Here is a 22,586-nt window from a genome sequence, read left to right as displayed (position 1 = left end):
CCGGGCCGGCCGATTCGTTTTCGCGTCCCCGCCGGTCTGTATTGCGTGACGGAGGGAGCGCCATGACCACGACGACGGACCGCGACGAGTTCGTACGCCTGACGGACCCGTACCGGCGAGAGCTGCTCGCGCACTGCTACCGGATGCTGGGCTCGGTCGACGAGGCCGAGGACCTGGTGCAGGAGACGTATCTGCGGGCCTGGCGGTCCTACGAAGGCTACGAGGGCCGCGCCTCGCTGCGGACCTGGCTGCACCGGATCGCCACCAACACGTGTCTGACGGCGCTGGAGAGCCGCGCGAGGCGTCCGCTGCCCGCGGGGCTCGGCGGGCCCTCACAGGCGCCTGAGGAGCCGCTGAGGGCCCCTGCGACGGACGTTCCGTGGCTCCAGCCGCTGCCCGACTCGCTCGTCGACCCGGCGACCGTCGTGGCCGCCCGCGGCAGCCTGCGGCTCGCACTGGTCGCCGCGCTGCAGCAGCTGCCCGCGCGGCAGCGGGCGGTGCTCATCCTGCGGGACGTGCTGGCCTGGCGGGCGCCCGAGGTCGCGTCCCTGCTGGGGACCTCGACGGCGGCCGTCAAGAGCAGCCTCCAACGCGCGCGTGCCCGGCTCGACGAGGTGGCTCCGGAGGAGGACCTCGTCGTGGAACCCGGGGGCGCGGCCGACCGCGAGGTGCTCGACCGGTACATGGCCGCGTTCGAGCACGCCGACATGGACGCGCTGCTCGAGCTCCTCCAGGACGGTGTCGAGCTGGAGATGCCGCCCAACCTGGAGTGGTTCTGCGGCAAGAAGGACGTGCTGCTGTTCCTGCGGGCCCGTGGGCACGGGGAGGGCCGCTACCGGATGCTGCCCACGCGCGCGAACGGGCAGCCTGCCGTCGTCATGTACGTGCGCGGGGTGGACGGCGTGCTGCGGGCGCACTCGGTGCAGGTGCTCACGGTGGAGGGCGCAACGCTGGCGCGGATCACGGCCTTCATCGACACCGAGCAGGTCGTGCGCTTCGGTTTTCCCCGGGTGCTGTCATGAACTGCGGGGAGCTGCTGGAGCGTTCGCTCGCGTACGCACTGGGGAGCGTCGTCGAGGTGGGGTCCGGGAGCCTGGAGCGCGGCACACCTTGCGCCGACTGGGACCTGGCGGAGCTGCTCGGGCATCTCGACGACTCGTTGGACGCCCTGCACGAGGGGCTGACCGGCGGGCGGATCGGGCTGGTCCCCCGGGAGCCGGGGAGCGTCGACCTCGCGTGCGCGTTCCGTACGCGCGCGGGTGCCGTGCTCGGCGCCTGGGCGGCCGGGCCCGGGGAGCGGGTCCTGGTGGGCGAACTGCCGCTGGATGTGCGGGTGATGGCCGCCGTGGGCGCCGTGGAGATCACCGTGCACGGGTGGGACGTCGCCCAGGCGTGCGGGCGGCCGCGCCCCATACCGGGCTCCCTCGCGGCCGAGCTGCTGCCGGTGGCGCGGTGCGTGGTGGCGGAGGAGGACCGGGGTGTGCGGTTCGCCGCGCCGGTCGCCGTACCGGCGTGCGCGCGGCCCGACGCCCGGCTGCTGGCGTTTCTGGGGCGGTGCGATTCCTTTCCGGGGTGAGGGTGGTCTGCCTTCCGTGAGCGACCTCAAGAGCTCACGGAAGGAACTCCCGTCATGACCGACACACTCGGTGTCTCCGTACGAAAGCCACCCGTCGAACAGGCCGTCCCGCCCCGACGCGTCTGGACCGTCGTCCTCGCCGGGCTCGGCGCCCTGCTGTGCTCGCTCGACATTGTGGTCGTCGCCACCGCGCTGCCCGCGCTGCGGGCCGATTTCGGGGCGAGCCTGTCGGACCTGGAGTGGACGATCAACGCCTACAACCTGGTCTTCGCCTGTCTGACCCTGACCGGCGCCGCGCTCGGCGACCGGTTCGGGCGGCGGCGGATGTACATCGTCGGGCTCGCCGTCTTCACGCTGGGCTCCGTCGCCTCCGCGCTGTCGAACGGCCCGGGCCAGCTCATCGGCGCACGCGTGGTGCAGGGTGCCGGGGCGGCCGTACTGCTGCCGCTCACCCTGACCCTGATCAGCGAGGCGTTCCCGGCCGAGAAGCGGGGCGTCGCGATCGGCGTCTGGGGCGGGGTGACCGGACTCGGTGTCGCCGCCGGGCCCGTGCTCGGCGGAGCCGTCACCGAGGGCCTTTCCTGGCAGTGGATCTTCTGGCTGAACGTGCCGATCGGGCTCGCGATGCTGCCCCTGGCCGCCACCAAACTCCGTGAGAGCTACGGCACCCGGCCCCAACTCGATCTCGTGGGGCTGGTGTTGGCGGCCGTAGGAGTGACGGGCCTGGCCTGGGCGCCGGTGCGGGCGCCGCAGGCCGGCTGGGGGAGCGCCGAGGTGCTGGGCGCGCTGGCCGCCGGGATCGTGTTCGTGGCGGCCTTCCTCGCCTGGGAGCGCAGGGGTGCCCGCTACCCGATGCTGCCGCTCGCGCACTTCCGGCGGCGCGGCTTCTCCACCGCCAACGCGGTGGCGTTCCTGCTCTTCGGCTCCCTGCTGGGCGCCCTGTTCATGATCACGCAGCTCTTCCAGACCGGGCTCGGCTACTCCCCGCTGGAGGCGGGCGTGCGCATCCTCGTGTGGAACGCCATGCCGCTGCTGGTCGCGCCGGTCGCGGGCGCACTCGCGGACCGGTTCGGCACCCGGCCGTTCATGTTCGTCGGCCTGCTGCTGCAGGCCACCGGGCTCGCACTGCTGGCCTCGCAGGTCGAACCGGGCGTCGGATACGGACAGTTGGTCGTCCCGTTGATCATCGCCGGCATCGGCATCTCGATGGTGTTCCCGAGCGTCGCGAACGCCGTGACGTCGTCCGTCCCGCTCGGCGAGGCGGGCGTCGCGGCCGGCGTCAACAACGCCATGCGCGAGCTGGGCGGAGTCTTCGGAGTCGCCGTCGCCGCCCTGGTCTTCACGCAGTACGGCGGCTACGGCTCGCCCGCCGCCTTCCTGGACGGCTGCGCGCCCGCGCTGTGGGTCTCGGCGGGGGCCGCGGGAGCCGGGGCGGTGGTGGCGGCGTTCGCGCCGTCCCGCACGCGCGCGTGACTCCGCTCCGTGTCGTCGAGCAGATGCCTCATCCGCTCGGCGGCACGGACCGCGGCGGCACCGCAGCAGTTGTTGAACAGGACGTGGAGCTGCTCCACCTGCGCGGCCAGTGCCCGCAACCGGGGCAGCCACTCGGCGAGTTCGGCGTCGCCGTAGTCGTACCGGAACCGGTCCTCCTTGCTCCCCGACCCCCAGGCCGCGCTCCGCCCGTGGAACCGCACGACCGACAGCCGCGGCGAGGCGACCGGAGTGACGGGCGGGACGGAGAAGGGGAGCGTCTGCGTCATGTCGACGGCCACGGCGGCCATGTCGTACCGGGTCAGCAGCGCGCGCGTCGCCTCCGCCCACTCCGGCCGCCACCACCCGGGATGGCGGAACTCCACCGAGACGGGCCACCCCCGGGTCCGCTCGGCGCACTCCCGGAGAAACTCCCCGGACCGCTTCCCGGGCCGGAACCACGGCGGCATCTGGAACAGCACACCGCCGAGCCGCCCGGCCGCCCGCAGCGGCGCGATCCCCTCGGCGAACCGCGCCCACACCTCGTCGAGGACCATCGGGTCCCCGGCATCGGGGGGCAGCCCGTCCGGCATCGTGGACTTGCGCGCCGGATGCCCGGTGAGCAGCGAGAACGCCTTCACGTCGAAGACGAAGCCGTCCGGCGTCCGGTCCGCCCACAGTCGGCTGTTGCGGGCGCTCGGCAGCGCGTAGTACGCCGAGTCGACCTCGACGACCGGAAACCGCCCGGCATAGTGCCTGAGCCGCCCCTCCGCGTCGCTGTACCCCGCCGGATACCAGCCGCTGCCGACCAGCGCCCGGTCCGTCCACGAACACGTGCCCACGAGGATCTCGCCCATGGGATGCCGGTTACCCGGGGGTTGTGGAAGCACGCCACCCCTGTTTATAGTCGAGATGACCATTAAGGGGGTGGGGCTCATGGAGTACGACAAGTACGCCTACGAACCCTTCGCCGTCACCGTCGACCTCGCCGTCCTGACGATCCGCGACGGCGCCCTGGACGTGCTGCTCGTCGAGCGTGGCCACGAGCCCTTCGCCGGCCACTGGGCGCTGCCCGGCGGCTTCGTGGAGCCGGACGAGTCCGCGGAGACGGCCGCCCGGCGCGAACTCGCCGAGGAGACCGGCCTGTCGGACGTCACGGGCCTGCACCTGGAGCAGCTGCGCACCTACAGCGAGCCCGACCGCGACCCCCGGATGCGGGTCGTGTCCGTCGCGTTCACCGCGCTGCTGCCCGACGCGCCGGAGCCGCAGGCCGGCAGCGACGCGGCGCGGGCCAGCTGGCTGCCGTACGACTCGGCCGGTCCGCTCGCCTTCGACCACGACCGGATCCTGGCCGACGCCCACGAACGCGTCGGCGCCAAACTCGAGTACACCTGCCTCGCCACCGCCTTCTGCCCGCCCGAGTTCACGCTCGGCGAGCTGCAGCAGGTCTACGAGACGGTCTGGGGCACCGACCTCGACCGGCCCAACTTCCGCCGCAAGGTGCTCGCCACGCCGGGTTTCGTCGAGCCGGTGGCGGGTGCCGCCCGGCTGACCGGCGGGCGCGGCAAACCGGCCGCCCTCTACCGCGCGGGACCGGCCACCGCCCTGCATCCGCCCCTGCTCCGACCGCCCCGGGAAGGACGTCCCGCATGACTGCCACGACCGTCAGGAAACGCGCCGCCACCGGGGCGCTGATCGGGCTTGCCCTCGGGGACGCGCTCGGCTATCCCACCGAGTTCAACGACGTGCCGACGATCCTCGCCAAGCACGGGCCCTGGCGGAAACTGCCACTGCCGAAGCACGCGTTCGTCTCCGACGACACGCAGATGACGCTGGCGGTCGGGCGGGGTCTGCGGACGGCCATGGACCGCGGGGTGCTCGCGCCGATGCGGCTGGAGCGGCCGCTGCGCGAGGAGTTCGTGAACTGGTACCAGTCGCCGGAGAACAACCGGGCGCCGGGCAACACCTGCCTGCGGGCCTGCAGTCTGCTGAAGGACGAGAGCCGTCCGTGGCAGGACGCCAGCCAGATCGGCTCCAAGGGCTGCGGCGCCAACATGCGGGTCGCGCCCATCGGGATCGTCCCCGGCCTGAGCGACGAACAGCGCGCGGGCGCCGCCCAGTTGCAGTCCGCGCTGACGCACGGGCACCCGACGGCGCTCGCCGCGTCCGACCTCACCGCGCGCGCCGTACGGCTGCTCGCGCAGGGTGCCGAGCCGACCGGACTGGTGGGCCTGCTGCGGTCGTACGCCCTCGAGAACCGGTCCCGCTACCACCGGGCGTGGCTCGGCGATCTGTGGACCCGCGCCGAGGACGCGACCCCCGAGGAGTTCATCGCGCGGGGCTGGGACGAGTGCCTGGAGATCCTCGGGCGGCTGCAGGACGCCGTGCGCACCGTCTCGCCGGAGACCGACCCGTGCCTGGCCACCGGCGAGGGCTGGATCGCCGAAGAGGCCCTGGCGACCGGCCTGTTGTGCTTCCTGCTGTTCGTCGACGAACCGGTGACGGCCATCCGCCGGGCCGCCTGCACCTCCGGCGACTCGGACTCCATCGCCTGCCTGACCGGGGCCTTCGCGGGCGCGTACCTGGGCGCCGAGGCCTGGCCCACCGAGTGGGCCGACCGCATCGAGTACCGGGGCGACCTGATGACGCTCGGCGCCCTCTGGGACGCTTGAGCGGTGATCGACGCCCTGGACATCGACCTGACGCCGGTGGTCGCCGAACAGCCCGACCCGGTGCTGTTCGCGACCGTCTCCGGCGCGCACCTCTACGGCTTCCCGTCGCGCGACTCGGACGTGGACCTGCGGGGCGTGCACCTGCTGCCCACGGCCGACCTGGTGGGTCTGCGGGAGCCGGACGAGACCCGCTCCCGGATGTGGGACCGCGACGGCGTCGAGATGGACCTGGTCACACACGACCTGCGCAAGTTCGTACGGCTGATGCTGCGCCGCAACGGCTATGTGCTGGAGCAGCTGCTCTCGCCCCTGGTCGTGCACACGACGGAGGCGCACCGCGAGTTGGCCGCGCTCGCGCCCGGCGTGCTCACCAGCCACCACGCCCACCATTACCGGGGATTTGCGAACACCCAGTGGCGGCTGTTCGAGAAGACCGGCGAACTCAAGCCGCTGCTCTACACCTTCCGGGTCCTGCTGACCGGCATCCATCTCATGCGCAGCGGCGAGGTGCAGGCCCATCTGCCCACGCTGTTGGGTGAGTTGGCCGCCCCCGCCTATCTGCCGGAGCTGATCACGGCGAAGGCGGCGCAGGAGCACGGGGACGCCGACGTCGACCACGCGCGCGTGCGCGACGACGTCGAGCGGCTGCACGGAGTGCTGGACGAGGCGCAGGAGGCCTCGGCCCTACCCGACGCCCCGGCCGTGTACGACGCCCTGCACGACTTCGTCGTACGGATCCGGCTGGAGCGCTGAGGCGCGGCGCACCCGGACGAGGAAGTCCTCCACGCGGCGCCGGTCCGGGTCCTCGGGGAGCGGGCTGCGGCGGGACGCCTCGTCCGCCTCGGCCGCCAGGCGGTTCATCCACGACTCGACCTCGGGCCACGGGAGTTCGCCGCGTTTCACCGCGAGCAGCGGCTCGCGCTGGTCGCCGACGTCGATGGTGAGGGCGCCCGTGCGCAGCAGGTCGCGGGAGCTCATCAGCAGGCGCAGCAGGTGCATCGCGTGCTTCCAGCGCGGGGCGCCGTGCGTGCGGACGTGGGCCTCCAGCTTCTTGCGCTGGCCGAGCGCATAGCGCGCGAACGTCTCGTGGGCCCGGCGGGAGAGGAACGCGTCGCGCAGGGCGAGGAGTTCACGGCCCGTGTCGTCGACGTACTCCACGAGCGGGGAGTGCAGGCACTCCAGGATGTTCGGGTTCGCCCGCAGGGCCAGCTCGCAGAAGCGCTCCAGCTCCCAGCCGAACTGCTCCTCGGCCGGTCCCTCGACATGCATCGGCGGCTTCTCGAAACGCCAGAACAGGGGCGTGGGGGCGAGGAACACGCCCCGGCGATCGGTGTCGCTGCCGTCCGTCGCCAGACCGAAGGCGCGCGAGCCCATCACGCAGGCGTAGATCGTGTGGTCACGTACCAGGGTCTCGGGTTGCATGCACGGGACAGTACGCGGACCGGTCACGCCAGGCGGATCGAATTTCCGTCCACCTTGATCTGCTCCGCGGGCAGCGGCTTCGCCGCGGGACCCTTGGCCACCGAGCCGTCCGCGATGTGGAACTCGCTCTTGTGGCACGGGCAGTGGATGATGCCGTCCGAGATCGTGCCCACCGTGCAGCCCTGGTGCGTGCAGACCGCCGAGAAGGCCTTGAAGTCGTCCTTCTTCGGCTGCGTGACCACGACCTTCTCCTCCTTGAAGATCTTGCCGCCGCCGACCGGGATCTCCGACGTCTTCGCCAGCTCCTGCCCGGCGGAGGCGTTCGCGGAGGACGATCCCGAGTCCCCGCCGTTGTCGCCGTACTTGCTGCAGCCCGCGGCGAGCGTCACCGCGCCCGTCGCGAGGAGAACCGTGCGCCGCGTCGAGCGGTGGGTCATGTCGTCACTCCGAAGGTGCGGAAGAACCAGAGGGCGGAGGTCAGCCAGAGAAGCGTGAGAACGGTGAAGACCAGCCCGCCGACGAGCGGCAGAAGCCAGCCGGGAAGCCGCTCCCAGCGGAGCAGCAGCATCTTGGCGCTGAAGACACCGAAGAAGAAGCAACCCAGGACAGAGTGCCACAAAACACGCGTTTCATATGTCTGGTAGCCGAGCGCATACAGGCAGTGCACCGCGACCGGCACCGCCACCAGGAACGCGATTCGGCCCGACCAGCGGTGCAGCTTCGAGGCCCAGCGCGGGCCCGGCAGCTTGCCGTACATCATGAAGGCGCTGACCAGCTGGACGAGCGCGAAGAAGAACGCGGTCGTCGCCAGCCACGACTTCACCGCGCCCGTGCTGCTGAACCCCGCGATGTTGAAGGCGGTCCCCGCCGGGTCGTGGATCTTGCCGTAGGCGCCGAGGGCGACCGCCACCGCGCCGGCGACCAGGGCCGGGATCAGGTAGCGGGCGGGGCTCGGGGCGCGATGGGACGGCTGCTGGGGCGGGAAGCTCTGCGTGGCGGCGTTCGGGTCGACGGTCATGTCGGCTCCCTGAGGCAGAAGGAGAGGATCAGGGCGTTACGGGACGTGCCGTGAGCTGCTGTCCGTCGACCGTCACCGCACCCGACTCCGGGTCGATGGGCGGCGCGGCCGAGGGTTCGTCGTCGCGGGTCACGATGCCGACCTGCTTCCCGCCCGGCAGGACGATCCAGCCGCCGACGATCCTGGCGCCGGCCACCTGGCTGTTCGCCCGGTACAGCCCGGACGGCTTCTTGGCCTTGTCGATGGTGAAGGGGTAGTGCCCGCCGCCGACGTCGGCCGTGCCGCGGATCAGCGTGCTCCCCTTCACCGTGGCGTTCAGCTTCGCGCCGTCCTTGCCGGTGAGCCGCATGCTGCCGTCGTCCTGCACGTCGCCCTTCAGCCAGGACTCGATGTTGTGGCCGTCGCAGAAGTACGCGATCGCCTTGCCGTCACGCAGTGAGATCGCCACGGCGGAGGAGTCGTCGTCGGTGCGGCCGGTGTAGACGCCCTTGGGCGCGGCCGTCCGTGACGGGGAGGGGCTGGGCGACGTGGTCGTCGCGGACGGCCTCGGTGTTGCCGTGACGGCCGGTGACTCCTCCTTGTACGTGGACGACGCGGTCTTCGTCCCCGTCGTCGCATTGAGCGACAGCATGAACAGGCCGACCAGCAGTCCCGCGAGCAAGGTCAGCAGCGGTCCAGGACGCTTCATTCAGGGCCTCCCCCGAGGCGAGTTTCCTGCCATGAGAGCGGACCGGCGGGCCCGGCGTAAAGAGGCGCACGGGATGCACTCGTCCCAAGTAGCGGAATAGAGACATTCGGGTGACATTGTCGTAGATCGTCGGGCCGTCTCAGCGGGCGGGCGCCGTGCGTCCGTCCGACGCGGGCTGACTAGGCTGGACGGTCGAAGAGCCGATACGTACATCAAGGAGCAAAGCCGTGGCGGTACGAGCGGTGCGTGGAGCCGTCCAGCTCGAACGGGACGAGGCCGGGCACATGGACGAGCAGGTCGGAGCCCTGCTCACCGCCATCCTCGAGCGGAACGAGCTGACGGGCGACGACCTGATCAGCATCTGGTTCACGGCCACGCCCGACCTGCACAGCGACTTCCCGGCGGCCGCCGCGCGCAAGCTCGGCATCGTCGACGTCCCGCTGATCTGCGCCCAGGAGCTGGACATCGAGGGCGCCATGCCCCGCGTCGTCCGCGTCCTCGCGCACATCGAGTCCGACCGGCCCCGCACCGAGATCGCGCACGTCTACCTCGGCACCGCGGCCGCCCTGCGCAAGGACATCGCCCAGTGAGAACCGCCCTCGTCATCGGCACCGGCCTCATCGGTACGTCCGCCGCGCTCGCCCTGTCCCGGCGTGGCGTCGTCGTCCACCTCGCCGACCACGACCCCGAGCACGCCCGTACGGCGGCCGCGCTCGGCGCCGGCACGGACGAGACGCCCGACGGGCCGGTCGACCTCGCGATCGTCGCCGCGCCGCCCGCCCACGTCGCCGGGGTGCTCGCGGACGCCATGCGCCGGGGCGTGGCCCGCGGCTACCTCGACGTGGCCAGCGTCAAGGGAGGCCCGCGCCGCGAGCTGGAGGGGCTGGGCCTGGACCTGTCCGCGTACATCGGCACGCACCCCATGTCCGGCCGCGAGAAGTCCGGCCCGCTGGCCGCCACCGCCGACCTCTTCGAGGGCCGCCCCTGGGTGCTGACGCCGACCCGCGACACCGACACCGAGGTGCTGAACCTCGCCCTGGAGCTGGTCTCGCACTGCCGGGCGGTCCCGGTGGTCATGGACGCCGACGCCCACGACCGTGCGGTGGCGCTGGTCTCGCACATGCCGCACCTGGTCTCCAGCATGGTCGCCGCGCGTCTGGAGAACGCCGAGGAGGCCGCCGTACGGCTGTGCGGGCAGGGCATCAGGGACGTGACCCGGATCGCCGCCTCCGACCCCCGGATGTGGCTCGACATCCTGTCCGCGAACCCCGGTCCGGTCGCCGACCTGCTCTCCGACGTCGCCGCCGACCTGGAGGAGACGGTCGAGGCGCTGCGGTCCCTGCAGTCCTCCGACGAGGCCAAGCGCGGTGAGGGCGTCGCCGGGATCGAGGACGTCCTGCGGCGCGGCAACGCCGGACAGGTCCGCGTCCCGGGCAAGCACGGCTCCGCTCCGCGCACCTACGAGGTCGTGGCGGTGCTGATCGACGACCAGCCCGGTCAGCTGGCCCGCATCTTCGCGGACGCGGGGATGGCCGGGGTCAACATCGAGGACGTACGCATCGAGCACGCGACCGGTCAGCAGGCGGGCCTGGTGCAGCTGATGGTGGAGCCGAAGGCGGCGCCGGTGCTGACGGCGGCACTGCGCGAGCGGGGCTGGGCGCTCCGGCAGTGATCTTCCCGATGATCCGCCTGTAAGAGGGGCCCCGGGAGGCCGGTAACCTTGTGCAGGGCACGATCGCGCCCCACACACCCACCGCACCGCACCAGGAAGGTGTCCCCCCGTGGAAAACGGCGCCGCCCAGCCAGTGATCGTCGCCATCGACGGTCCCTCCGGCACCGGCAAGTCGAGCACGTCGAAGGCCGTCGCCGCGCAGCTCGGCCTGAGCTACCTGGACACCGGCGCCCAGTACCGGGCGATCACGTGGTGGATGGTGAACAACGGGATCGACATCGACGACCCGTCCGCGATCGCCGCCGTGGCCGGCAAGCCCGAGATCGTCTCCGGCACCGACCCGGCCGACCCTACGATCACCGTCGACGGCACCGACGTCGCCGCCCCGATCCGCACCCAGGAGGTCACCTCCAAGGTCAGCGCCGTCAGCGCGGTGCCGGAGGTGCGGGCCCGGATCACCGAGCTGCAGCGCTCGATCGCCACCGGCGCCGAGCCGGGCATCGTCGTCGAGGGCCGCGACATCGGTACGACGGTGCTGCCCGACGCCGACCTGAAGATCTTCCTCACCGCGTCGCCGGAGGCGCGCGCCGCCCGCCGCAGCGGAGAGCTGAAGGGCGCCGACGTGCACGCCACCCGCGAGGCGCTGATCAAGCGCGACGCGGCCGACTCCAGCCGCAAGACCTCGCCGCTCGCCAAGGCGGACGACGCGGTCGAGGTGGACACCACTGAGCTCACCCTCGCGCAGGTCATCGAGTGCGTCGTCACCCTCGTCGAGGAGAAGCGGGCCGGGAAGTGACCGAGGCCACTTCAGCCAAGGCTGCTTCGGAGCGGGGTGCCGAGGTCGGGCGGCGCATCGGCGTCGGCCTGATGTACGGGCTGTGGAAGCCGCGCGTGCTCGGCGCCTGGAGGGTGCCCGCGACCGGTCCGGCGATCCTCGCCGTCAACCACTCCCACAACATCGACGGCCCGATGGTCATGGGTGTGGCGCCCCGGCCGACGCACTTCCTGATCAAGAAGGAGGCGTTCGTCGGCCCGCTCGACCCGTTCCTGCTGGGCATCGGCCAGCTGAAGGTGGACCGGTCGGTCGCCGACCGGGGGGCGATCACCCAGGCCCTCGACGTGCTGTCGGCCGGGGGAGTCCTCGGCATATTCCCCGAGGGCACCCGCGGCGAGGGCGACTTCGCCTCCCTGCGCGCCGGCCTCGCCTACTTCGCCGTGCGCAGCGGCGCCCCGGTCGTCCCGGTCGCCGTACTGGGAAGTTCCGAGCGGCCCGGGCGGTTGATTAAGGCGCTGCCTCCGCTGCGCAGCCGTATCGACGTCGTCTTCGGCGACCCCTTCGAGGCGGGCGACGGAAGCGGACGGCGTACGCGCAAGGCGCTCGACGAGGCGACCGAACGCATCCAGAAGCAGCTCACCGCGCACCTGGAAAACGCCAGGCGGCTGACCGGCCGCTAGGCAACACTAAGTAGTGGATCAACCCGGAGAAACCGGGTGTTCCACCGATCACCACGATGAACGACGAGGTACGGACTTCATGAACGACCACATCCACTCCGACGGCTCGGGCGAGCAGCACGACCACGGAGCGCTTGGCGATGCCGAGTACGCGGAGTTCATGGAGCTCGCCGCGGAAGAGGGCTTCGACCTCGAGGACGTCGAGGGCGCCATCGAGGCGGCCGGGCACGGGCCGCTGCCCGTCCTCGCCGTCGTCGGCCGGCCGAACGTCGGCAAGTCGACTCTCGTCAACCGCATCATCGGGCGCCGCGAGGCCGTCGTCGAGGACAAGCCCGGCGTCACCCGCGACCGCGTGACCTACGAGGCCGAGTGGGCGGGCCGCCGCTTCAAGGTCGTCGACACCGGCGGCTGGGAGCAGGACGTCCTCGGCATCGACGCCTCCGTGGCCGCGCAGGCCGAGTACGCGATCGAGGCCGCCGATGCCGTCGTGTTCGTGGTCGACGCCAAGGTCGGCGCGACCGACACCGACGAGGCGGTCGTACGACTGCTGCGCAAGGCCGGAAAGCCCGTGGTGCTGGCCGCCAACAAGGTCGACGGGCCCAGCGGCGAAGCGGATGCCGCGTACCTGTGGTCCCTCGGTCTCGGCGAGCCGTACCCCGTCTCCGCCCTGCACGGCCGCGGCACCGGCGACATGCTGGACGCCGTCCTCGAGGTCCTGCCGACCGCACCCCAGCAGACCTTCGGCGGCGCCGGAATCGGCGGTCCGCGCCGTATCGCCCTGATCGGCCGCCCGAACGTCGGCAAGTCCTCCCTCCTGAACAAGGTGGCGGGCGAGGAGCGCGTGGTCGTCAACGAAATCGCGGGCACCACCCGCGACCCGGTCGACGAGCTCATCGAACTCGGCGGTGTCACCTGGAAGTTCGTCGACACCGCCGGCATCCGCAAGCGTGTCCACCTCCAGCAGGGCGCCGACTACTACGCCTCGCTGCGCACCGCGGCCGCCGTGGAGAAGGCCGAGGTGGCGGTCATCCTGATCGACGCCGCCGAGTCCATCTCGGTCCAGGACCAGCGCATCGTGACGATGGCCGTCGAGGCCGGGCGCGCGATGGTCATCGCGTACAACAAGTGGGACACCCTCGACGAGGAGCGCCGCTACTACCTGGAGCGGGAGATCGAGACCGAGTTCGGCCAGGTGGCGTGGGCGCCGCGGGTCAACGTCTCGGCGCGCACCGGCCGGCACATGGAGAAGCTGGTCCCCGCGATCGAGACCGCGCTCGCCGGCTGGGAGACCCGCATTCCGACGGGTCGTCTCAACGCCTTCCTCGGCGAGCTGGTCGCCGCCCACCCGCACCCGATCCGCGGCGGCAAGCAGCCGCGCATCCTGTTCGGCACCCAGGCCGGCACCAAGCCCCCGCGGTTCGTGTTCTTCGCCTCCGGCTTCATCGAGGCGGGCTACCGGCGCTTCATCGAGCGACGGCTGCGCGAGGAGTTCGGCTTCGAGGGGACGCCGATCCACATCTCGGTGCGGGTGCGCGAGAAGCGCGGCAACAAGAAGAAGTGACAAGCACAGGCAAAGGCGGAGGGGCGGCCCCAGCAGGGGCCGCCCCTCCGCCTTTGCCGGCCTTCAGATGCCGCTGCGCCCCGGCGGCAGCGCGGCCGGCACATGGTGCATCCCCGTGGCCTGCTGCCCGGTGTGCCCGACGCGCTGCCAGTTCGACTGCTGCCGCGCGCTGAAGGCCCCCGCGCTGTAGGCGCTGTACGAGCTGCTGAACGTCCCCGGCCGGTGTCCTCCGCGCGAGTGCGCACTGGTCGGGATGTTCCCGAAGGCGGTGAACCCCAGATCCTCCTCGCCGCTGCGGTCACCCGGCAGGGTGCGGAAGGACATGACGTACTCGGCGTAGAGCGCGTCGTAGATCGGCGTGGCCGAGGGGCCGCCCGAGGCGTCCTGGGCCGAGCGTGCGGACGGGATCGGCGGAAGGGGCTGGCGGCGGGGAACGTCGTATGCGTGCACGTATGTCCAAACGACACCGAACTTCAAGGGATGCGGTTCGGACGTGGCCCTTTGGGCGCAGTCACGTGCCCGCGAGAGGCATTGCGGCACCGACCAACTTCCCGTTCGCGGCGGCCTTGTCGAGCGCGTCCCGCAGCAGGTCCTCCCGGGGCTGACGCCCGATCGACCCCACGGGCGCCGCGAACATCAGCACCTGCTGGTGCTTGTTCGCTGCGGCCCGCCACGGCTCGGTCACCTGCAGCGGCTGGTGTGCCTGCCACCAGGCCACCGGCTGTCCGCCGTTCGACCCGGGCTGCAGCACCGCGTGCAGCTGCCCCATGGCCAGCAGCACCGACCACCCGTGCAGCACGGGCGGCACCTCCGCCAGCTCCGTCAGCGGCATGAACCCCTGCTCGATCAGCAGCGGCAGGAAGTCGTCGCCGGCTGCCGTCGCGCCCGGCCGCACGATCGGCGCCGTCGGCTCCACGACCAGCGCCGGGTGCAACTCCCCGGCGATCAGGACGAGCCCGCTGGTGACGCCGAGCACGGCCTGCTCGGGGACGACCTGCGAGGGGTCGAGGTCCACGCTGTCCCCGGAGATGGACTTCACGGCCCCGCGCAGCTGCTCCTCGGTGACCTGGACGACCTGCGAGGGCAGGCAGGTGGCGTGGGCGAAGGCGAGGACGGCGGTCTCCTCGCCGATGAACAGGACGGTGCTGGTGCGCTCCTGTTCGGAGTCGCCCGGGGTGCGGCAGGAGGTGCAGTCGTAACTGCCCGGGGCGTTCTCTCCGGCGAGCAGCCGGTCGGCCTCTTCGTCGCCGATCTCGGCACGTACCTCGTCGCTGACGTCGAGCATGCGCGGCACGGGTGACTCCCTCGGGAAGCGGTGCCCGGGTGGGTCCCGGACTCATGAAGAAGACAACGGGCGATCTGTGGCGGGAGTCACGCTCCAGGGCGAACGGAATCGAACCATCCACCGCGCAGGGTCACCGCAGGTGCGGAATCGGGCACTCACCGTCAATTCCTTGGAAATCCAAGGAAGTTGGTTGCGTGAAGTGGGTCACAGATCATCGAGGGCCTTGGTCGACAAATCAGGAAATCAGCGAATGAAGTGGGTGGCCGGAAATAGCCGATACCCGAGGTAACGGCGAACTGGCCTGTAATGACAAGCAGTTGGTTGCTGTCGACCTCACCAGCTCCCTACATTCCTCGGCCGTGTGCAACGAGCACCGCTCGGGAACGTCCGCCGGCCGCACCAAGCCAGCTCACCGCACCACCCTCCGGCGGACGGGGCGGAGCGCGACGAACTGCCCATGTGCAGTGAGTGCGCCCCGCCTTGGGGGACCCCGAGTGCTTCGAGAGGGAATTTCATGTCCGAGTGTGCCGATACCAACCGCGACAACGTTCGTAAGACGCAGGCTCGTACGACGGCGGTCCTCGCCGGGGCGGCACTGCTCGCGCCCCTCGGACTGCTGGCCGCGACCGGCAACGCAGCGGCGGCGGACGGCGGAGTGTGGGACCGCATCGCCCAGTGCGAGAGCGGCGGCAACTGGCACATCAACACCGGCAACGGCTACTACGGCGGACTGCAGTTCTCCGCCGGCACCTGGCGCGCGTACGGCGGCACGGCCTACGCGTCGACCGCCGACAAGGCCTCCAAGGGGCAGCAGATCGCCGTCGCCACCAAGGTCCAGCGCGCCCAGGGATGGGGCGCATGGCCGGTCTGTTCGGCACGGGCTGGAGCGTACGGCAGCGCACCCGCCGCCTCCTCCGGTTCTACGACGACCAAGTCCTCGGAGTCCACCAAGGCAGCCCCGTCGAAGCCGTCGAAGGCGCCGGCACGCGACGCGGGCCACACGACTCGCGGCGCGTCCCGCGGCGACTACACCGTCCGCCAGGGCGACACCCTGAGCAGGATCGCCGCCCGGCACGGGACCACCTGGCAGCAGCTGTACGCCGCCAACAAGGCCGTCATCGGCGGCGATCCCGACCTGATCGTGCCCGGGCAGCAGCTCGAACTCTGAGTCGCTCCCCCCTGACCCGGGCACGGGGCCCCGTCCGGTCGTCCGACCGGGTGGGGCCCCTCGGCGCACCGGACGCGCCGGGGCGGCCGCCCGCCACGCACTGCTTAGCGTGGGCCGATGATCCGCACGCACCGCACGTCGATCGCCCTGGCCCTCACCGTCGCCGCCGCCCTGCTCGGCGCCCTCGCCCCCGTCGCCGCCCACGCGGCACCGCCACCGCCGCAGCCGGGAGCGCTTCCCGTGAGCATCTCCTACGACTGCGCCAAGGACGACTGGCCCTGGGGCTGCATGGCGGAGTGCGAGAGCGGCGGGCGCTGGGACGCCAACACCGGGAACGGCTTCTACGGAGGCCTGCAGTTCGGTCTGCCCACCTGGAAGGCGTACGGCGGGCTGAAGTACGCCGAACGCCCGGATCTCGCCACCCGCAAGGAGCAGATCGCCGTCGCCAAGAACGTACTGGCCGCGCAGGGCTGGCAGGCCTGGCCCGTCTGCGCCGAGCGGTACCAGCTCCGAGGTCGCGTGCACACGGTGCGGCCCGGTGACTCGCTCGTGGCGATCGCGAGCAGGTACGGCGTCAAGGGCGGCTGGCGAGAGCTCTACAAGGCCAACAAGGACATGGTCGGCGCCCGCCCGGACCGGCTGAACGTGGGCACGCTGCTGGTCATCCCGAAGGGCTCGACCCGCGCCGGGGAGCCGCACCGGGCCCCCGCGCTGTTCGGCCCGCCCCTGCACGTCGCTCCCACTCGCCCGCCTCTCCGCTGAACTCGACGGCGCCGCGCCGCAGTTCGTACACCACGACCGTCGCCCCGCCCTGCAGCCCGGGCGGCAGCCGCTGCTCGGCGACGACCACGCACGCGTCCAGGGCGGCCAGCAGTTCGTACGTGCGGGCCGCGACCGTGGGCGACATGCCCTGCGCGGGTTCGTCGACGAGCACCACGCGCGCGCGTGCCAGCAGGGCGCGGGAGAGGGCGAGCATGCGCTGCTCACCGCCGGAGAGGGTGCCGGCGCGCCGCTGCAGCAGGGGCCGCAGCTGCGGAAAGGCGTCGAGGGCGAAGTCGTAGTCCCTTGCGGCCAGTTCGAGGTTCTCGTGCACGGTCAGGGAGCCGAAGACGGCCTGTCGCTCGGGGACCAGGCACAGTCCGCGGCGGGCCCGCTCGTACGCGGGCATCCGGCTCACGTCGGTGCCGTCCCACACGACCGCGCCCCCGGACAGCGGTACGGTCCCGGCCAGCGCGCGCAGGGCGGTCGTACGGCCGGAGCCGTTGCGGCCCAGCAGGACCGTGAGGCCGGGGCCGGGGGCGGCGAGGGTGACGCCGTGCAGGGCCTCCAGGGGGCCGTAGCGCACGCGCGCGTGGTGCAGGGAGACGCCGCTCATGGGCCGACCTCGTCCAGTACGTGGTCCGGCGGGCCGGAAGCGATGATGCGGCCCGCGGTCATGACATGCACGACGTCGGCGAGGTCGGCGACCAGGTCGAGGTCGTGCTCCACGACGAGCAGGGCGGTGCCGTCGGCGGCCAGGGCCTTCAGGATGCGGGCCATCGCGGCGACCTCGGCGCTGTCCAGTCCGGCGGCGGGTTCGTCGAGGAGCAGTACGCGGGGGTTGCCCGCGAGGGCTCTGGCCAGTTCTACGCGGCGCAGCGTGCCGGTGGGGAGTTCGGCGGCGGGCAGTGTGCGTACCGGGCCGTCGAGGGCGAGCAGGCGGAGGGTGCGCTCGACGGCTGCCGGGTCGTGTACGCGGCCCTGTTCGGCACCTACGTGGACGTTTTCGGCGACGGTCAATGACGGGAAGACGGCGAGTTGTTGGAAGGTGCGGGCGATGCCGAGGCGGGTTCGGGCGTGTGCGGGCCGGTGTGTGACGTCGTGGTTGCCGAAGCGGACCTGTCCGTGGGTGGGGCGGAGCGTGCCTGCCAGGCAGTGGAACAGGGTGCTCTTTCCGGCGCCGTTGGGGCCGATGATGGCTGCGATCTTGCCTGGGTGGATGTCCAGGTCGACGTTGTCCAGTGCTGTGAAGCCGCCGTAGCGGGCTTGTAGGGCGCGGGCTTTGAGGGTGGGCACCCGGCCTTCTGCCGGGTTTGTGTTCCCGCCCGTACCACCCGTGCGACTTTCGTGGTCGGGTGCGGGTGGCCCCTGTGGGGGCCCAGCGCCGTCGGCGGCTGCCGGGCGTGGCTCGGTGGGTGCGAGCGGTGGCTCTGGGGATGCCGTCCTCCCGGCCGGCTCGTGGCCGGCCGTCGCTGTCACCCCCGCCAACGCCGGTCGCCGTGCCGTCCGTTGGTGCGGCGGCCGTAGGTGCGCCCGTGCGCGTTCGCCCGCCGTCGTCAGGCTTGCCCTCCGGCGCAGCCGCAGGCGTCCGGCCGCCGTTCGCAGCGCCTCGTAGGGGCCCCCGGGGAAGCGTCCCACCAGTACCGCCAACACCCCGATCAGTGCCGCCGCCACCCCGCCCCGCGCGCCCGAGTCGAGGCCCACCAGGAGTGCGGCCGCGAGCAGGGCGCCCAGGGTGCTGTCGGCGCCCAGTACCACCACCGCGGCGAACCAGAGCAGGCCGCGTACGGGGTCGTAGGCGCCGGGGTCGAAGGCGCGCAGGCCCATGCCGAGCATGCCGCCGCCGAGTGCGGCCAGGGCGGCACCCGAGACGAAGGCCAGGAGTTTCAGGGAGGGGACCTGGACGCCTGCCGCCGAGGCGCCCGACTCGTGGTCCCGCATGGCCGCGAGGGCGCGGCCCGTACGACCCCTGCGCAGAGCGCGCGTGGCGACCAACGCGGCTGCCAGCAGGGCGAGTTCGAGGACGTAGTACGCGCGGTCGCCGTCGAAGCCCGCCGGGCGGTCCAGGGTGAGGCCGGATGTCGCGTAGGGCTGGGCGAAGACGAAGCGGCTCACCCCGACGCCCACCGCGAAGGTCGCCAGGGCGAGGGCGAGGCCCTGGCGGCTGATCGCCGGCCAGCCGGTCAGGAGGCCCAGGGGGGCCACCAGGACCACCGCCAGCGCCAGCGCGGCCAGTTCCGGGAGGCGGGGCAGGCCCGGGAAGCGGCCGGCCGCGAGCAGGGCCGTGAACAGGGCTCCCAGGCCCGCGTACGCCGCCTGGCCGAGGGAGATCTGGCCGCCGCGGCCGGTGACCACCACCAGGGAGAGCAGGACCACGCCCAGCGCCGGCACCTGGACCGACGTGTGCAGGTCAGAGCCCGCGAAGCCGAGGGGGAGCAGGAACAGGACCACCGCCACGATCCATGCGCCCGGCGGGGTCGGCACGCGCGCGGTGGCCGTGCGAGGCAGGCCGTCACGCGTGCCGACGCGGGGGAGCACCAGGGCCGCCACCAGCAGCGCGACCACGAACAGGTTCGCCCCCACCGCCTGCAGCAGCGGTTCGCCCCAGCCCGACGGATGCAGCCGGGTCAGCTGGCTCTGCGCGACCCCGATGCCGAGGGCCACGACCACGGCCACCGGCAGGTTCCGCATCCGTGCCGCCACCGCGACCGCCACGACCTCCATGACCAGCAGCGGCAGGCCGTAGGGGTCCAGGCGCACGTACGGCGCCAGCAGCACGCCCGTCAGACCCGCCGTGAACGCCCCGAAGGCCCAGCCCGCCGCGGCCACCCGGTCCGCGTCGATGCCGCCGAGCACGGCGAGCTGCCGGTCGTCGACCACTGCCCGCAGCTCCCGCCCGAAGCGGGTCCAGCGGATCACGGTGCCGACGCCGACGGCCAGTACCAGCACGACCGCCAGCTGGCCCCAGGGGTCCTCCGACACCAGCTCCGGCGCGTCGTCCCGGGCCCCCTGGCCCCAGATCAGCGCCGCCCCGCCGACCAGCAGCACGAACACCCCGATGGACGCGACGAGCGTCTGCGCCGGATCGCCGCCCAGGACGGCGAGCGGCCGGAAGACGAAGCGTTCCAGCGCCACCCCGATCGCCGGCGCGAGGAGGACGAGCGTCACCGTCGCCCCCAGCCACAGCGGCCAGCCCCACTCGACCACGCACTGCCGCAGCACATACGCGCACACCATCGCGATCGCGCCGTGCGCGAAGTTGAGCACGCCGGTCGCGCGGTACGTCACGATCAGGCCGATTCCGGTGAGCGCGGCCGCGCTGCCGACGGAGAGGCCGGCGAGCGTGAGGTCGTACGTCAGGGAGGACATCAGTCGGTTTCTTCGGACGGCTCGCAGATGGGGCAGGGGCCCAGCTCGCCGCCGGTGAGGAGCTTGGCGTCGACGGGGACCGCCTCCACCTTGCCCGCGACCAGCGGACAGTCCGCGCGGTGCCACAGCGTGCCGCCCGGCACCATCAGCAGATCGCCGCTGACCGCGAGGGGCATGGCGGCCGCCTGCGCCGAGTCCTCGCCGTCGGCGGTCTCGGCGGCGACGAGGAGGCCGTAGAGCTCCTCCACGCGCGCGGCGGCGAGCGCGTTGCGGCCGTGGGTGAGCAGCACCGAACCGGCGATGATCAGGGCGGCGCCGGGGACCGTGCAGGAGGCGAGGTAGGGCAGCTGGCGCTCGGCGTAGCGCTCGCCGGAGATGCCGTACCAGCCGATGACGCACAGCACAGCGCCCGCGGCGAGCGCGGCCCAGCCGGCCCACAGGACGGGGTGCACGGTCCGCAGTCGGGCTGTCCGCATCGCCTGCTCCTCGTCCGTTCACACACGTCGTGTGTCTGTCCATGTCAGCCAATGGCTTGCACTATGCCTTCTGGAAGCTGACCCTGAAAGCACCGGGCGCACCTTGCCCGGACCGACACCCGGTGGTGAGCCAGATGGTTCTCGGGAGCGACCTCAGGCGGGGGAAAGCAACAAGGGGGCGCGGCCCAAGGGCGGCGGGACGGGGCACGGCGTTTGCGGCCGCCCTTGTTCTCATCTTCGCCCCGGTCCTTGCGGCCTGCAGTGACGACAGCGGTGGTGGGAGCGAGAGCACGCCGCCCACTCCGTCCGTGGAGAAGACGACGAGCGCGCCGCCGGCCACCGCGCCCGCGGACCCGGCGGCGGCCAAGCAGGAGATCTCCAAGAACTGGCAGAAGTTCTTCGACCCCAAGACCTCGCTGGCGGAGAAGCAGAAGGTCCTCGAGAACGGCGAGCAGATGGCGCCGGTCCTGAAGGCCTTCAGCGGTGACAAGCGCGGCGGGCAGGTGCAGGCGAAGGTCCAGACGATCGAGTTCACCAAGGCGGACGAGGCGACCGTGACATACGCCCTGACCCTGAACGGCGCCACCGCCCTGCCGAAGGCGTCCGGGACCTCGGTCGAGCAGGACGGCACCTGGAAGGTGTCCGTCAACACCCTGTGCGCGCTGGTCCAGCTGAGCGGCGATGCGTCCGGTTCGCCGGCCCCGGGCTGCTGAGCACGCGGTTGCCGCGGCTCTGCTGCTCCTTGTGGGCACGGCCTGCGGCAGCCGTCTGCCGGAGAGCGACTTCGAGCACGACACGCGCGCGCCCACGCAGAACAGCACACCGCTGCGCGTCGGCATCGTCACCAGCGCCACCAGCCCGGTCGGCGGCAACACCTTCACTGGCCCGCAGGACGGCGCCAAGGCGTACTTCGACCGCCTCAACGCGCGCGGGGGCATCGACGGCCACCGGGTCGAGGTGCGCGAGTGCGACGACGGCGGCAGCGGCGTCGGCAACAACACGTGCGTGCACCGGCTGCTCGACGAGGACAAGGTGGTCGCCCTGGTCGCGACGACCGCCCTCGACTACGCGGGCGCCTCCCGCGTCTCCCACGCGCGCGTGCCCGACATCGGCGGCCAGCCCATCGGCGCCGCCTACGACACCTGGCCGCACCTGTACGGCATCTACGGCAGCCTCGCGCCCAGGAACGGCACTCCCGGCTGGGACGGCGAGCTGTACGGCGGCACCGAGGTCTACCGCTACTTCAAGCGCGAGAAGGGCGCCCGTACGGCAGCCGTCGTGTCCTACAACCAGTCGTCCTCCGCCGCCTACGCACGGCTCGTCCAGCGCGGTCTGGAGGCCGAGGGCTACAAGGTGGTCACCGAGCAGGTCGACTTCGCGCTGCCCAACTTCCGTGCCGCCGCGGCCGACTTGAAGGAGCAGGGCGCCGACCTGGTCTTCGACGCGATCGACACCCACGGCAACGCCCAGCTGTGCAAGGCGATGGACGAGGTCGGCGCCAAGGTCATCGCCAAGGTGACGAACGTCCAGAACTGGGCGTCCACCGTCCCCGACGACTACAAGGACTCCCCGCGCTGCCGCAACGCCCTCTGGGCGACCGGCTCCAGCCGGAACTACGCGGACACGGGCAACGCTGCCGTACGGGAGTTCCGCGACGCCACCAAGGGCCTGAAGACGCACTCGCAGTGGCAGTTGGAGGGCTGGGCGGCCGCGATGTGGTTCACGGACGCCGCCAAGTCCTGTGCGAGCACGGGCATCACGCGCGCGTGCGTGGACGGTTTCATGAACCGCAGTGAGAACTACACCGCCGACGGCCTCCTCGTCCCCGTCGTGTTCGAGCGGCTGGCCGAGCCGCCGAAGACCCGCAGGACCTGTCTGTCGGTGGCCCGTTGGCAGGACGGCAAGGGCTGGGTCTCGCAGGGCGACATGAACAGCACCTGCTTCGACGTACCGCAGCTGGCCTACGAGCCGTAGATCCTCGGGCACGGAACGCAA

25 protein-coding genes are annotated in these 22,586 nt (G+C 72.0%); 15 read left to right on the top strand and 10 right to left on the bottom strand.

What is annotated here, in order from left to right:
* Positions 1 to 62: 62 nt before the first annotated feature.
* The 3 genes from ABZ880_RS49700 to ABZ880_RS49690 are packed head-to-tail and all read left to right on the top strand — an operon-like array spanning position 63 to position 3,049.
* Complete coding sequence (locus ABZ880_RS49700; RefSeq protein WP_361277697.1) at positions 63 to 1,022, top strand: sigma-70 family RNA polymerase sigma factor; 960 nt, start codon at positions 63 to 65, stop codon at positions 1,020 to 1,022.
* Positions 1,019 to 1,576 carry a TIGR03086 family metal-binding protein gene (locus ABZ880_RS49695; RefSeq protein ID WP_361277696.1) on the top strand — a complete coding sequence of 186 codons (558 nt, stop codon included), beginning with the start codon at positions 1,019 to 1,021 and terminating at the stop codon, positions 1,574 to 1,576. The genes ABZ880_RS49700 and ABZ880_RS49695 overlap by 4 nt, the downstream gene beginning before the upstream one ends.
* Before the next feature lie 54 nt (positions 1,577 to 1,630).
* Positions 1,631 to 3,049, top strand: coding sequence for an MFS transporter (locus tag ABZ880_RS49690; protein ID WP_361277695.1), 1,419 nt, complete (start codon positions 1,631 to 1,633; stop codon positions 3,047 to 3,049).
* On the opposite strand, the gene ABZ880_RS49685 is transcribed toward ABZ880_RS49690, so the two are convergent.
* Positions 2,932 to 3,903 (bottom strand): DUF72 domain-containing protein, encoded by a 972-nt coding sequence (locus ABZ880_RS49685; RefSeq protein ID WP_361277694.1) that lies wholly within the window; start codon positions 3,901 to 3,903, stop codon positions 2,932 to 2,934. The genes ABZ880_RS49690 and ABZ880_RS49685 overlap by 118 nt on opposite strands.
* Before the next feature lie 79 nt (positions 3,904 to 3,982).
* Here ABZ880_RS49685 and ABZ880_RS49680 point away from each other — a divergent pair, with 79 nt between their 5' ends.
* From ABZ880_RS49680 to ABZ880_RS49670, 3 genes are read left to right on the top strand one after another with little or no spacing between them, the layout of a single operon-like run.
* Complete coding sequence (locus ABZ880_RS49680) at positions 3,983 to 4,699, top strand: NUDIX domain-containing protein (protein WP_361277693.1); 717 nt, start codon at positions 3,983 to 3,985, stop codon at positions 4,697 to 4,699.
* Positions 4,696 to 5,718: an ADP-ribosylglycohydrolase family protein gene (locus tag ABZ880_RS49675; RefSeq protein WP_361277692.1), complete on the top strand. Its 1,023-nt coding sequence runs from the start codon at positions 4,696 to 4,698 to the stop codon at positions 5,716 to 5,718. The genes ABZ880_RS49680 and ABZ880_RS49675 overlap by 4 nt, the downstream gene beginning before the upstream one ends.
* Positions 5,719 to 5,721: 3 nt before the next feature.
* Complete coding sequence (locus ABZ880_RS49670; RefSeq protein WP_361277691.1) at positions 5,722 to 6,471, top strand: nucleotidyltransferase domain-containing protein; 750 nt, start codon at positions 5,722 to 5,724, stop codon at positions 6,469 to 6,471.
* Here ABZ880_RS49670 and ABZ880_RS49665 read toward each other — a convergent pair.
* Genes ABZ880_RS49665 through ABZ880_RS49650 form a run of 4 tightly spaced genes read right to left on the bottom strand, consistent with a single transcriptional unit; the run spans position 6,403 to position 8,846 of the window.
* Positions 6,403 to 7,140: a nucleotidyltransferase domain-containing protein gene (locus ABZ880_RS49665; protein ID WP_361277690.1), complete on the bottom strand. Its 738-nt coding sequence runs from the start codon at positions 7,138 to 7,140 to the stop codon at positions 6,403 to 6,405. The genes ABZ880_RS49670 and ABZ880_RS49665 overlap by 69 nt on opposite strands.
* A 23-nt stretch (positions 7,141 to 7,163) precedes the next feature.
* Positions 7,164 to 7,577 (bottom strand): Rieske (2Fe-2S) protein, encoded by a 414-nt coding sequence (locus tag ABZ880_RS49660; RefSeq protein ID WP_361277689.1) that lies wholly within the window; start codon positions 7,575 to 7,577, stop codon positions 7,164 to 7,166.
* Positions 7,574 to 8,158 carry a DUF6529 family protein gene (locus tag ABZ880_RS49655; RefSeq protein ID WP_361277688.1) on the bottom strand — a complete coding sequence of 195 codons (585 nt, stop codon included), beginning with the start codon at positions 8,156 to 8,158 and terminating at the stop codon, positions 7,574 to 7,576. The genes ABZ880_RS49660 and ABZ880_RS49655 overlap by 4 nt, the downstream gene beginning before the upstream one ends.
* 28 nt (positions 8,159 to 8,186) lie before the next feature.
* Positions 8,187 to 8,846, bottom strand: coding sequence for a hypothetical protein (locus ABZ880_RS49650; RefSeq protein ID WP_361277687.1), 660 nt, complete (start codon positions 8,844 to 8,846; stop codon positions 8,187 to 8,189).
* Between the two features lie 227 nt (positions 8,847 to 9,073).
* Between ABZ880_RS49650 and aroH the strand changes: the two genes are divergently transcribed.
* The 5 genes from aroH (at position 9,074) to der (ending at position 13,534) form a co-directional block, all read left to right on the top strand.
* The gene (aroH, locus tag ABZ880_RS49645; RefSeq protein WP_361277686.1) at positions 9,074 to 9,436 is read left to right on the top strand and encodes a chorismate mutase; all 363 of its coding nucleotides are present in this window, start codon (positions 9,074 to 9,076) and stop codon (positions 9,434 to 9,436) included.
* Positions 9,433 to 10,518 carry a prephenate dehydrogenase gene (locus tag ABZ880_RS49640; RefSeq protein ID WP_361277685.1) on the top strand — a complete coding sequence of 362 codons (1,086 nt, stop codon included), beginning with the start codon at positions 9,433 to 9,435 and terminating at the stop codon, positions 10,516 to 10,518. Before aroH ends, ABZ880_RS49640 begins: the two co-directional genes overlap by 4 nt.
* Positions 10,519 to 10,627: 109 nt before the next feature.
* Positions 10,628 to 11,314, top strand: coding sequence for a (d)CMP kinase (cmk, locus tag ABZ880_RS49635; protein WP_361277684.1), 687 nt, complete (start codon positions 10,628 to 10,630; stop codon positions 11,312 to 11,314).
* On the top strand, positions 11,272 to 11,973 hold the full coding sequence (locus ABZ880_RS49630) for a lysophospholipid acyltransferase family protein (protein ID WP_361277683.1): 702 nt from the start codon (positions 11,272 to 11,274) through the stop codon (positions 11,971 to 11,973). The genes cmk and ABZ880_RS49630 overlap by 43 nt, the downstream gene beginning before the upstream one ends.
* 79 nt (positions 11,974 to 12,052) lie before the next feature.
* Positions 12,053 to 13,534, top strand: a complete 1,482-nt coding sequence (gene der, locus ABZ880_RS49625) for a ribosome biogenesis GTPase Der (protein ID WP_361277682.1) — start codon at positions 12,053 to 12,055, stop codon at positions 13,532 to 13,534.
* A gap of 63 nt (positions 13,535 to 13,597) precedes the next feature.
* On the opposite strand, the gene ABZ880_RS49620 is transcribed toward der, so the two are convergent.
* Both ABZ880_RS49620 and ABZ880_RS49615 read right to left on the bottom strand, forming a co-directional pair.
* On the bottom strand, positions 13,598 to 13,984 hold the full coding sequence (locus ABZ880_RS49620) for a hypothetical protein (RefSeq protein WP_361277681.1): 387 nt from the start codon (positions 13,982 to 13,984) through the stop codon (positions 13,598 to 13,600).
* Positions 13,985 to 14,045: 61 nt separating this feature from the next.
* Positions 14,046 to 14,828 carry a hypothetical protein gene (locus tag ABZ880_RS49615; RefSeq protein WP_361277680.1) on the bottom strand — a complete coding sequence of 261 codons (783 nt, stop codon included), beginning with the start codon at positions 14,826 to 14,828 and terminating at the stop codon, positions 14,046 to 14,048.
* A gap of 505 nt (positions 14,829 to 15,333) precedes the next feature.
* Here ABZ880_RS49615 and ABZ880_RS49610 point away from each other — a divergent pair.
* Both ABZ880_RS49610 and ABZ880_RS49605 read left to right on the top strand, forming a co-directional pair.
* Positions 15,334 to 15,987, top strand: coding sequence for a transglycosylase family protein (locus ABZ880_RS49610; protein ID WP_361277679.1), 654 nt, complete (start codon positions 15,334 to 15,336; stop codon positions 15,985 to 15,987).
* A 117-nt stretch (positions 15,988 to 16,104) separates the two neighbouring features.
* Positions 16,105 to 16,749 carry a transglycosylase family protein gene (locus tag ABZ880_RS49605; protein WP_361277678.1) on the top strand — a complete coding sequence of 215 codons (645 nt, stop codon included), beginning with the start codon at positions 16,105 to 16,107 and terminating at the stop codon, positions 16,747 to 16,749.
* Here ABZ880_RS49605 and ABZ880_RS49600 read toward each other — a convergent pair.
* From ABZ880_RS49600 to ABZ880_RS49590, 3 genes are read right to left on the bottom strand one after another with little or no spacing between them, the layout of a single operon-like run.
* Positions 16,649 to 17,362: an ATP-binding cassette domain-containing protein gene (locus tag ABZ880_RS49600; RefSeq protein WP_361277677.1), complete on the bottom strand. Its 714-nt coding sequence runs from the start codon at positions 17,360 to 17,362 to the stop codon at positions 16,649 to 16,651. The two genes, ABZ880_RS49605 and ABZ880_RS49600, sit on opposite strands and share 101 nt — an antisense overlap.
* Positions 17,359 to 20,115 (bottom strand): ATP-binding cassette domain-containing protein, encoded by a 2,757-nt coding sequence (locus ABZ880_RS49595; RefSeq protein WP_361277676.1) that lies wholly within the window; start codon positions 20,113 to 20,115, stop codon positions 17,359 to 17,361. Before ABZ880_RS49595 ends, ABZ880_RS49600 begins: the two co-directional genes overlap by 4 nt.
* Positions 20,115 to 20,591, bottom strand: coding sequence for a hypothetical protein (locus tag ABZ880_RS49590; protein ID WP_361277675.1), 477 nt, complete (start codon positions 20,589 to 20,591; stop codon positions 20,115 to 20,117). Before ABZ880_RS49590 ends, ABZ880_RS49595 begins: the two co-directional genes overlap by 1 nt.
* Positions 20,592 to 20,725: 134 nt before the next feature.
* Here ABZ880_RS49590 and ABZ880_RS49585 point away from each other — a divergent pair, with 134 nt between their 5' ends.
* Positions 20,726 to 21,304: a hypothetical protein gene (locus ABZ880_RS49585; protein WP_361277674.1), complete on the top strand. Its 579-nt coding sequence runs from the start codon at positions 20,726 to 20,728 to the stop codon at positions 21,302 to 21,304.
* Positions 21,273 to 22,565 (top strand): ABC transporter substrate-binding protein, encoded by a 1,293-nt coding sequence (locus ABZ880_RS49580; RefSeq protein ID WP_361277673.1) that lies wholly within the window; start codon positions 21,273 to 21,275, stop codon positions 22,563 to 22,565. The genes ABZ880_RS49585 and ABZ880_RS49580 overlap by 32 nt, the downstream gene beginning before the upstream one ends.
* The last annotated feature ends 21 nt before the right edge of the window (positions 22,566 to 22,586 follow it).

The organism is Streptomyces sp. NPDC047043 (genome assembly GCF_040644055.1).
Lineage (GTDB): Bacteria > Actinomycetota > Actinomycetes > Streptomycetales > Streptomycetaceae > Streptomyces.
The sequence above is the reverse complement of the archived record's forward strand: the minus strand, read 5'-3'. Positions and strand labels throughout refer to the sequence as shown.